This window comes from Pseudomonas sp. P5_B3 (assembly GCF_056400405.1).
This window is the reverse complement of sequence record NZ_JBFULI010000099.1, coordinates 1-8,793: the sequence shown is the minus strand read 5'-3', so window position 1 is coordinate 8,793 and position 8,793 is coordinate 1. Positions and strand designations below refer to the sequence as shown.

Annotated in this window: 9 protein-coding genes and 1 pseudogene; 7 read left to right on the top strand and 3 right to left on the bottom strand. The window is 60.1% G+C overall.

Annotated features, from left to right (window positions below; genetic code table 11):
- Positions 1–57: 57 nt before the first annotated feature.
- The 5 genes from AC1DRN_RS29390 (at position 58) to AC1DRN_RS29370 (ending at position 4,355) form a co-directional block, all read left to right on the top strand.
- Positions 58–864: an ABC transporter substrate-binding protein gene (locus tag AC1DRN_RS29390; RefSeq protein ID WP_223461486.1), complete on the top strand. Its 807-nt coding sequence runs from the start codon at positions 58–60 to the stop codon at positions 862–864.
- 11 nt (positions 865–875) lie between these two features.
- Entirely contained in the window at positions 876–1,643 is a 768-nt protein-coding gene (locus AC1DRN_RS29385; RefSeq protein WP_223461488.1) for an amino acid ABC transporter permease, read from the top strand.
- Position 1,644: 1 nt separating this feature from the next.
- Positions 1,645–2,424 carry an amino acid ABC transporter ATP-binding protein gene (locus AC1DRN_RS29380; protein WP_223461490.1) on the top strand — a complete coding sequence of 260 codons (780 nt, stop codon included), beginning with the start codon at positions 1,645–1,647 and terminating at the stop codon, positions 2,422–2,424.
- A gap of 59 nt (positions 2,425–2,483) precedes the next feature.
- Positions 2,484–4,094: a gamma-glutamyltransferase family protein gene (locus tag AC1DRN_RS29375; protein WP_223461492.1), complete on the top strand. Its 1,611-nt coding sequence runs from the start codon at positions 2,484–2,486 to the stop codon at positions 4,092–4,094.
- 66 nt (positions 4,095–4,160) lie between these two features.
- On the top strand, positions 4,161–4,355 hold the full coding sequence (locus AC1DRN_RS29370; protein WP_223461494.1) for a hypothetical protein: 195 nt from the start codon (positions 4,161–4,163) through the stop codon (positions 4,353–4,355).
- Between the two features lie 163 nt (positions 4,356–4,518).
- On the opposite strand, the gene AC1DRN_RS29365 is transcribed toward AC1DRN_RS29370, so the two are convergent.
- Positions 4,519–4,860 carry a DUF6124 family protein gene (locus AC1DRN_RS29365; RefSeq protein WP_223461644.1) on the bottom strand — a complete coding sequence of 114 codons (342 nt, stop codon included), beginning with the start codon at positions 4,858–4,860 and terminating at the stop codon, positions 4,519–4,521.
- Between the two features lie 129 nt (positions 4,861–4,989).
- On the opposite strand from AC1DRN_RS29365, the gene AC1DRN_RS29360 reads away from it, so the two are divergent.
- Positions 4,990–5,637 (top strand): LexA family protein, encoded by a 648-nt coding sequence (locus AC1DRN_RS29360; protein WP_223461496.1) that lies wholly within the window; start codon positions 4,990–4,992, stop codon positions 5,635–5,637.
- A 39-nt stretch (positions 5,638–5,676) separates the two neighbouring features.
- Here the strand turns inward: AC1DRN_RS29360 and AC1DRN_RS29355 are convergent, their stop codons facing one another.
- Positions 5,677–7,632, bottom strand: coding sequence for an acetyl/propionyl/methylcrotonyl-CoA carboxylase subunit alpha (locus AC1DRN_RS29355; RefSeq protein WP_223461499.1), 1,956 nt, complete (start codon positions 7,630–7,632; stop codon positions 5,677–5,679).
- Positions 7,632–8,444 (bottom strand): gamma-carboxygeranoyl-CoA hydratase, encoded by an 813-nt coding sequence (locus AC1DRN_RS29350; protein WP_223461501.1) that lies wholly within the window; start codon positions 8,442–8,444, stop codon positions 7,632–7,634. Before AC1DRN_RS29350 ends, AC1DRN_RS29355 begins: the two co-directional genes overlap by 1 nt.
- Before the next feature lie 144 nt (positions 8,445–8,588).
- Here AC1DRN_RS29350 and AC1DRN_RS29345 point away from each other — a divergent pair.
- Positions 8,589–8,793 (top strand): annotated as a pseudogene (locus tag AC1DRN_RS29345) (hypothetical protein); the annotation flags it as partial.

Here is an 8,793-nt window from a genome sequence, read left to right as displayed (position 1 = left end):
ATCGCAGCCTGCGGCAGCTCCTACCGGACATTCGTTGCAGCCACCTGGAGTATTGCCATGCACAAGCCTTGCGCGTTAGCTGCTGTCCTTTCCTTAAGCCTCTGCTCGCAATGGGCGCTGGCGACTCCTGAACTTCCCGAGCGATTAAGCAAGAGCGAGAAAATCGTCTATTGCTCCGGCATGGATTCGCCACCGCTGGTGTCGTTTGATCTGAAGCAAAAACCGGTCGGCCTTCAGGTGGATATGGGCGAGGCGATTGCCCAGCGCCTGGGTGACAAAAAAGTCGAATGGCGGATCTCTCCATTCGCCGGGCTGATCCCGGCGCTGTTGGCGCAACAGTGCGACATGATCGTCGATCAACTGTTCGACAAGCCCGAACGCCGTGAGGTGATCGACATCGTCAACTTCATGTATTCCAGCCAGTCCATCGTGGTGCCCAAAGGCAATCCGAAATCAGTGAACACGCTGGAAGATTTATCGGGGCTCAAGGTCGCGGTCAGTAATGGTTCAACCATCCGCGTGCTGCTGGGCAAAGAGAACGAAAAACTCGAAGCGGCCGGCAAGGCACCGATGAAGCTGGTGGTCTACAACGTCGACGCCGATGCATTCCAGGCCTTGCGCATCAACCAGGTGGACGCTTTCGGCACCACGGTCGAGTCTGCCGGTCATTACCAGCAACTGGCCCCTGACTTGTTTCAATCAGCGGTGCCTGCTTTCAACCGCATCCTGACCGGTTTCGGTGTGCGCAAAAGTGATCCGCAATTGACTGTCGCATTGACCGAAGTCTTGCAAGGCATGCGTGCCGACGGAAGTTACGAAGCGCTCCTCAGTAAATGGCATGTCAGCAGCGACAAACTGGACTGAGGACGAACCTGATGAACTTCAATTGGGATGTGTTCTGGCAATACCTGTTACAGCCCAGTGATGTCTACCTGACGGGGTTGTGGCTGACGTGCCTGATCAGTGTGTCGGCGATGTTGCTCGGCTGTGTGCTGGGGTTGATCGCGGCGTTGATGAAACTGTCGAGTAACCCGCTGTTGCAATACCCGGTGCGCTTTTATGTCTGGCTGATGCGCGGCACGCCGCTGCTGGTGCAGATCGTGTTTCTGTACACGGCATTGGCGGCCGGTGGCATTTTCCGCTTCGAAGACCTGGACCTCGGCTGGTTCATCGTGCCGGGCAACATTCAGGCCGCGATCATCGCCCTGGGCCTCAACGAAGGCGCGTATATGGCCGAGATCATTCGGGCCGGCATCGGTGCGGTGGACAAGGGGCAGTACGAAGCCGGACGGTCCCTGGGCATGACGTTCCCCAGGTTGATGCGCCGTATCGTGCTGCCCCAGGCCTTCCGGGTCATCGTTCCGCCGCTGGGCAACGAGTTCAACGTGATGTTGAAAAACACCACGCTGGTCAGCGTGATCGGCGTGCAGGAGTTGTTGCTCAGTACGCAAATGGTGACCTCGGCGACCTTCCGGGTGTTCGAGTTGTATCTGGTTGTTGCCATTTACTTCCTGGCATTGACCACGCTCTGGGGCTTTTTCCAGCGCTGGCTCGAGGCGCGTTTCGGCCAATCCGATCGTCCGGCTCCGGCCGCCAGCCGAATGTTCGGTCGCAACACCATGAAACTGTTGAGAGGGCGTTGAGATGGCACACATGAGTGAAGAGCTGGTCATCGAAGCGCTGGATATTCACAAGTCGTTTGGTGACCTGGAAATTCTCAAGGGCATTTCGCTGCAAGTGAAGCGGGGTGAAGTGGTGGTGCTGATCGGCGCCTCCGGTTCGGGCAAAACCACCTTTATTCGCTGCATCAATCTGCTGGAGGACATTCAGTCCGGGCAAATCCGTGTCAGCGGCCAGCCCATGGGTTACCGCACCCGTGCCGATGGCAGCCTGGTCCGGGACTCGGAGCGCAACATTGCGCGTCAGCGCCGGGACATCGGCATGGTGTTTCAGCGCTTCAATCTGTTCCCGCACATGACGGCCCTGGAAAACATCATCGAGGCGCCCATCCATGTGCTCGGCGTGCCTCGCGCGGCAGCGGTGGAGCAGGCGCGGGCGTTGCTCAAGCGGGTCGGGCTGGCCGAGAAGGCGGATCACTACCCTTCGATGCTGTCCGGTGGGCAGCAGCAGCGGGTGGCCATCGCCCGGGCGCTGGCCATGAAACCCCTGGCGATGTTGTTCGACGAGCCCACCAGCGCCCTTGACCCGGAGACGGTGGGTGAAGTGCTGCAAGTCATGAAGGAACTGGCCGAGGAGGGCATGACCATGGTCGTGGTCACCCACGAAATGGGTTTTGCTCGCGAAGTGGCCGATCGGGTGGTGGTCCTCGATCAAGGCGAACTGATCGAGCAGGGTCCACCCGAACAGATCTTCAGCCAACCCCGCCATGCCCGTACCCGGGCGTTCCTCAGCCGCGTGCTGTAGGAGCGAGCAGGCTCGCTCCTACAGATTTTTATGAACATTACTTTTGTGTGAGTCCTGCCATGTTCAAGTTTTCTGCCCATGAGTATCCCTATACCTCACAACGTCAAAGCGTTTTCGCCAAGCGCGGCATGGTCGCCGCCTCTCAGCCACTGGCCGCCGAAGCCGGGATTGAAATGATGCGTCGCGGCGGCAATGCCATCGATGCGGCCATCGCCACGGCAGCAGCATTGACGGTGGTCGAGCCCACCGGTTGTGGTATTGGTGGTGACGCTTTTGCCTTGGTCTGGACCCAAGACAAACTGCATGGCTTGGCTGCCAACGGCGCCGCTCCGCAAGCCCTGAGCATTGAGGCAGTGAAAGCGGCCGGCCATGAAAAAATGCCGCTGCATGGCTGGACGCCTGTCACTGTTCCTGGCTGCCCGTCGGCCTGGGCGCAATTGTCCCGGCGTTTCGGTCGTCTGCCCTTTGCGGACTTGCTGCAGCCGGCGATCAGTCTGGCGCGGGACGGATTTCCCGTTTCGCCAGTGGTCGCCTTGCAGTGGCAAACCGCGCTGGAGGATTTCACTTCCGACCGTAGCGACGTGCTCGAGAGCTGGTTCGAGACCTTCCTGATCGAAGGCCGTGCCCCCCGCGCCGGCGAACTGTTCCGTAACCCGGCCCAGGCACGGACCTTGAGCGAATTGGCCGCCACCGAGTGCGAAAGTATTTACCGTGGCGCGCTGGCGCAGAGGCTGGATGAGCATTCGCGGGCCACGGGCGGCTATCTGCGCGCCAGTGATTTGCAGGACTACCGCGCTCAGTGGGTTGAGCCGATCAAGGTTAACTATCGTGGTGTCGACGTCTGGGAGATTCCACCGAGCGGTCAGGGACTCGTGGCGTTGATGGCGTTGAAGATTCTCGAGGGCTTTGACTTCGATCATCGCGACAGCCAGCAGACCTGGCATCGTCAACTTGAGGCCATGAAACTTGCCTACAGCGATGGTTTGCACTACATCACCGATCCGGAGCACATGCGGGTGGCGGCGGACGATTTGCTTAGCGACCACTATTGCGCTCATCGCCGGGCGCGGATTGGTGAGCAGGCCGTGGCGCCCCTGCCGGGTGATCCCCACGCCAGTGGTACGGTCTATCTGGCCACCGCCGATGCGGAGGGCAACATGGTTTCGTTCATCCAGAGCAACTATCACGGCTTTGGCTCCGGCGTGGTATTGCCCGACAGCGGTATCGCCCTGCAAAACCGCGGTGAAGAGTTCAGTCTTGATCCCGGGCATTCCAATTGCCTGGCGCCTGGCAAAAAGACCTTCCACACCATCATTCCAGGGTTCCTTACAAAAGACGGTGAAGCGATGGGCCCCTTTGGTGTCATGGGCGGCTACATGCAACCGCAAGGACATGTGCAGATGGTCATGAATCTGGTGGATTTCGGACTCAACCCTCAAGCCGCGCTGGACGCACCGCGTTGGCAATGGTTGGGGGGCATGAAGGTGGGCATTGAGCAGGACGCTTCGCGGGATATGGTTGCGGCACTGGCGCGTCGCGGGCACGAGGTTCAGGTGGCGAGCGATCTCACCAGTTACGGGCGTGGCCAAATTATCTTGCGCGACCCTGAAACCGGCGTGTTATGCGGCGGGACAGAGCCACGAACGGACTCACATATAGCGGTGTATTGAAGAACACGAGAGAGGGCGAGGAGTTGGGGGGCGTCCTCCTTGACGCCGCCGCAGCTTAGAGACTGTGTGACTGACTCTCAAGTGCTGCCTGTCGCTGGTTTGAACCCATGGTGCCGGGCTTCTCTTGCCAACTGGTATTCTTTTGATATCATCCGCGCCATCGAATTTGCGACACATGAAGACTTCATTAGCCTGAAGCCAAAGCCAGAAAAACTGGCAAAAAAAGACCCGGCAAAAAGCCGGGTCAAAAACCGTGATTAGCCTGATGAGGAGATAGTCCAGGAGACCGACCTAAGGTCACCTGGTCCATCGACTGATCTCGCGACCAGTTGATGCAATAATAATCATTCTCGTTTGCAAGTCAAACGAATTTGCCTGCTCGATAGGAAAATTCTTTCCTGTCCTCCTTGTTTGCGATTCCACCTCAGCCGTTTGCATACCCCTCCAGTGATCGATCGACCATTGCCTTGGCCATGTCGATCATGTGCACCGTCGAAAATGCCAGGTCACGGTTCGCGCCTTGCAGGTGATTGGCTGACTCGTACGCGGTGGCGGCAGCACAGCGCAACAGGTCCAAAGCATGGACCAGCGCCTCTTCGCCGCTGATATTGCGGTTCACATCAAAAAAACGCGGCTCGGCCACTTCCTCCGAAATAGCTGGTTTCAAGTAATAGTCCAGCGCGCGTTGTGCCGCCGCTGAGCCCTGGGGCGAGGTGAGGGTGGTGTCGATTTGCATGTCTGGCAGGTCATTGGCGGGTGGGTTCATGGCGATGGCAAGCTCCGTGTTAGATTCAGATCCGTGAATTGATCCTAATACGAACTGTATTTGTGACGATAATTTAAATACTACAATTTGTGTTTTGATGGCCGGAGTCACACACGTATCGTGCCGCACATGGATAAATGGATTGAATTGGTCAAGGCCAAGATGAGTGAACTCAAAATCACTCAAGAGATACTCGCCGAGCGCCTCGGGATGTCCCAGGGCGGCATTGGCCACTGGCTCAACAAACGTCGTGAACCCGGCATCGAAGACATGAACCGTGTCCTGCGGGCGCTGGGCCTTGAGTTTCTCGAAGTGGCGCTGGTAATCCGGGAGCCGCAGGCGTCAACGGACGACGAAATCCCTCTGACACATAAGTACAATCCGTACTTCCGCTACCCGGTCAGTGACTGGCGCGAACCTGCCGAAGTGCGCGATGGCGAGGTCGCGGTGTATGGGAAAGGGCACTTTGAGTTGTCCGATTATCACGCGCAGGGACCGGCATTCTGGTTGAGAGTGTCAGGTGATGCGATGACCGCGCCCACTGGTATCAGTATTGCGCAAGGCATGCTGATCCTGGTGGACCCGGCGGTGGAAGCGGTGCCCGGCAAACTGGTCATTGCCCAGTGGCCGGACAGCACCGAAGCCACGTTCCGCAAGCTCATCGAAGAGGGCGGGCAGCGTTATCTGGTCCCGCTCAATCCGACGTATCCGAAAGCCTTGTACACCGACGAATGTCGAATCATCGGTGTAGTGGTTCAGGCAACAGCCAGGTTCTGATCGGATCGGTCCTCGTGATGCGTAGGACCGATCTTCATTTCACGCGTCTTCCAGTTCGACCAGTGCACTGCCTTCGCTGACCATCTCGCCTTCCTGGCAATACAGCGCCTTGATCACCCCGGCGTGGGGCGCGCGGATGCTGTGCTCCATTTTCATCGCTTCCAGTACCACCAATTGCGCCCCGGCTTCGACCGATTGCCCGGCCTCCACCAACACACGGACGATGCTGCCGTTCATCGGTGCGGTCAGCCCGCCGTGATGGCTGTGGCTGGCCTCGACGGCGCTGATCGGGTCGTAAGCCTCGATGCGGCGCAACTCGCCATCCCATTGCAAATACACCTGTTCGCCACGGCGTATTGCGCGGTGTTGACGGCGCACACCAGCCTGCTCGGTCAGCAGCTGCTCACCCTTGAGCCGAGCGCTGTGGGCATTGATGTCGCCCAGCGTCAGCGCCCGGTCCTGGCCTTCACAACTCAGGTGCAGGGTGATTGCTCTCGGCAAACCGGCACGCAGGCCATTACGCGCCGCCCATGGCGAACTCGGATCATCGGCGCGGGTTGCAGGCGGTTGGCTCTGGGCAAACGCCTGGGCGGCGGCCTGCCAGAAATCATCGCTGAGTTGCGCAGGCGTCGGCAGCAACTGCTCCTGATAGCGCGGAATGAAGCCGGTATCCAGTTCGGCAGCGGCAAATGCCGGGTGACCGATGATGCGCCGCAGGAAATTGATGTTGGTCTTCAGCCCGCCGATGGCGAATTCGTCGAGCATGCTCAGCAGGCGTAAACGCGCCTGTTCACGGTCCTCGCCCCAGGCAATCAGCTTGCCGAGCATCGGGTCGTAGAAAGGCGAAACTTCATCGCCTTCTTCAACACCGCTGTCCACTCGACGCCCCGGTCCCTGGGCGGATTCGCGATACAGCTCCAGGCGACCGGTTGCCGGCAGGAAATCATTGCCCGGGTCTTCGGCATATAGCCGCACCTCGATCGCGTGCCCCATCAGCGGCACCTGGTCTTGCGTCATCGGCAACGCTTCGCCACGAGCCACGCGAATCTGCCAGGCCACCAGGTCGAGGCCGGTGATGGCTTCGGTGACAGGGTGTTCCACTTGCAGGCGGGTGTTCATCTCCATGAAGAAGAACTCGCCCCGCGCATCCAGCAAAAACTCAACGGTGCCGGCACCGACATAACCGATGGCCTGCGCTGAACGCACAGCGGCTTCGCCCATGGCGCGTCGCAGCTCCGGGCTCAGGCCAGGTGCTGGCGCTTCTTCGACGACTTTCTGGTGACGGCGCTGAATCGAGCAGTCGCGTTCGTTGAGGTACAGGCAGTTGCCGTGCTGGTCGGCGAACACCTGGATTTCCACGTGACGTGGCTTGAGCAGGTACTTCTCCACCAGCATCCGCGAGTCGCCGAACGACGATTGCGCTTCGCGCTGGGCCGAGGCCAGGGCTTCGGCCAGTTGGCTGACGTCCTCGACCACTTTCATGCCTTTGCCGCCGCCACCCGCGGTGGCCTTGAGCAGCACCGGGTAGCCGATGCGTTCGCAGGCGGTGCGGAAGGTTTCCAGGTCCTGGGCTTCGCCGTGATAACCGGGCACCAGCGGCACGCCAGCGGTTTCCATCAAGGCTTTGGCCGCGGACTTGCTGCCCATGGCGTCGATGGCCGAGGCGGGCGGGCCGAGGAAAATCAGACCGGCGTTTTCGATGGCGCGGGCGAACCCGGCGTTCTCCGACAAGAAGCCGTAGCCGGGGTGAATCGCCTGGGCGCCGCTGGCCTTGGCGGCGGCGATCAGTTTGTCGATCTGCAGATAGCTGTCGGCGGCTTTGCTGCCACCCAGGTCGACGCGAATGTCGGCTTCGCGGCTGTGTCGGGCGTCACGGTCGGTGGCGCTGTGCACGGCCACGGTGGTCAGGCCCAGCGCCTTGGCGGTGCGCATCACCCGGCAAGCGATTTCGCCACGGTTGGCCACCAGCAGGGTGGTGAGGACAGGTGCGCTCATCAGCGGGGCTCCTTGGTGGATTCGGCCTGCCAGCTCGGCGGACGCTTTTGCAGGAAGGCACGCAAGCCTTCCTGGCCTTCGGGGCTGACACGAATGCGGGCGATGGCGTTTTCGGTGTAGCGGCGCAATGCCGGGTTCAATGAGCCGTCGCCGACTTCGCGCAACAGATCCTTGCTGGCGCGCATCGCGGCCGGACTGTTGAGCAGCAGATTGTCGATCCACTGCTCGACTTTCTGTTCCAGCTCGGCGCTTGCGTAGCTCTCGGATAACAAACCAATCTCCCGTGCCCGTTGCCCGCCGAAACGCTCGGCGGTCAAGGCATAACGACGGGTCGCGCGCTCGCCGATGGCTTGCACCACGAACGGGCTGATCACCGCCGGCGCCAGGCCGATGCGCACTTCCGACAGGCAGAACTGCGCGTCATCGGTACCGATGGCCATGTCGCAGCAACTGATCAGGCCCAGCGCGCCACCGAAGGCCGCGCCCTGTACCACTGCCAGGGTCGGGACTTTCAGTTTGGCCAGGTTGTACATCAACTCCGCCAGTTCCCGGGCGTCATCGAGGTTGGTGGCGTAATCGAGCTCGGCCGATTGCTGCATCCAGGCCAGGTCGGCGCCGGCGCTGAAATGCTTGCCGCGACCGCGCACGATCAGAAATCGCAGGCTGGCATCGCTCGCGACTTTGTCGAGGGCGAGGATCAGTTCGCGGATCATTTCAGCGTTGAAGGCGTTGTTCTTTTCTTCACGGCTGAGCCACAGCGTGGCAAAACCACGGGGGTCGGTCAGCAGTTCGAGGGTGTTGAAGTCGCTCATATTCGTCCGTCTCCACGGCACTTGTAGGAGCGAGCTTGCTCGCGATGGACTAAAGGGCGGCGCGTTAAATCAGAAAGCGCGCGTTATCGTTAACGTCCATCGCGAGCAAGCTCGCTCCTACAAGTGCCGTGGAGACGGACGAATATGAGCGACTTCAACACCCTCGAACTGCTGACCGACCCCCGTGGTTTTGCCACGCTGTGGCTCAGCCGTGAAGAAAAGAACAACGCCTTCAACGCTGAAATGATCCGCGAACTGATCCTCGCCCTCGACAAAGTCGCGAGCGATGCCAGCCTGCGATTTCTGATCCGACAAAGTCGCGAGCGATGCCAGCCTGCGATTTCTGATC

Coding starts and splice junctions, on each gene's coding strand:
- AC1DRN_RS29380 (WP_223461490.1), top strand. CDS start 1,645: ATGGCACACATGAGTGAAGAGCTGGTCATCGAAGCGCTGGATATTCAC.
- AC1DRN_RS29355 (WP_223461499.1), bottom strand. CDS start 7,632: ATGAGCGCACCTGTCCTCACCACCCTGCTGGTGGCCAACCGTGGCGAA.
- AC1DRN_RS29360 (WP_223461496.1), top strand. CDS start 4,990: ATGGATAAATGGATTGAATTGGTCAAGGCCAAGATGAGTGAACTCAAA.
- AC1DRN_RS29390 (WP_223461486.1), top strand. CDS start 58: ATGCACAAGCCTTGCGCGTTAGCTGCTGTCCTTTCCTTAAGCCTCTGC.
- AC1DRN_RS29385 (WP_223461488.1), top strand. CDS start 876: ATGAACTTCAATTGGGATGTGTTCTGGCAATACCTGTTACAGCCCAGT.
- AC1DRN_RS29365 (WP_223461644.1), bottom strand. CDS start 4,860: ATGAACCCACCCGCCAATGACCTGCCAGACATGCAAATCGACACCACC.
- AC1DRN_RS29375 (WP_223461492.1), top strand. CDS start 2,484: ATGTTCAAGTTTTCTGCCCATGAGTATCCCTATACCTCACAACGTCAA.
- AC1DRN_RS29350 (WP_223461501.1), bottom strand. CDS start 8,444: ATGAGCGACTTCAACACCCTCGAACTGCTGACCGACCCCCGTGGTTTT.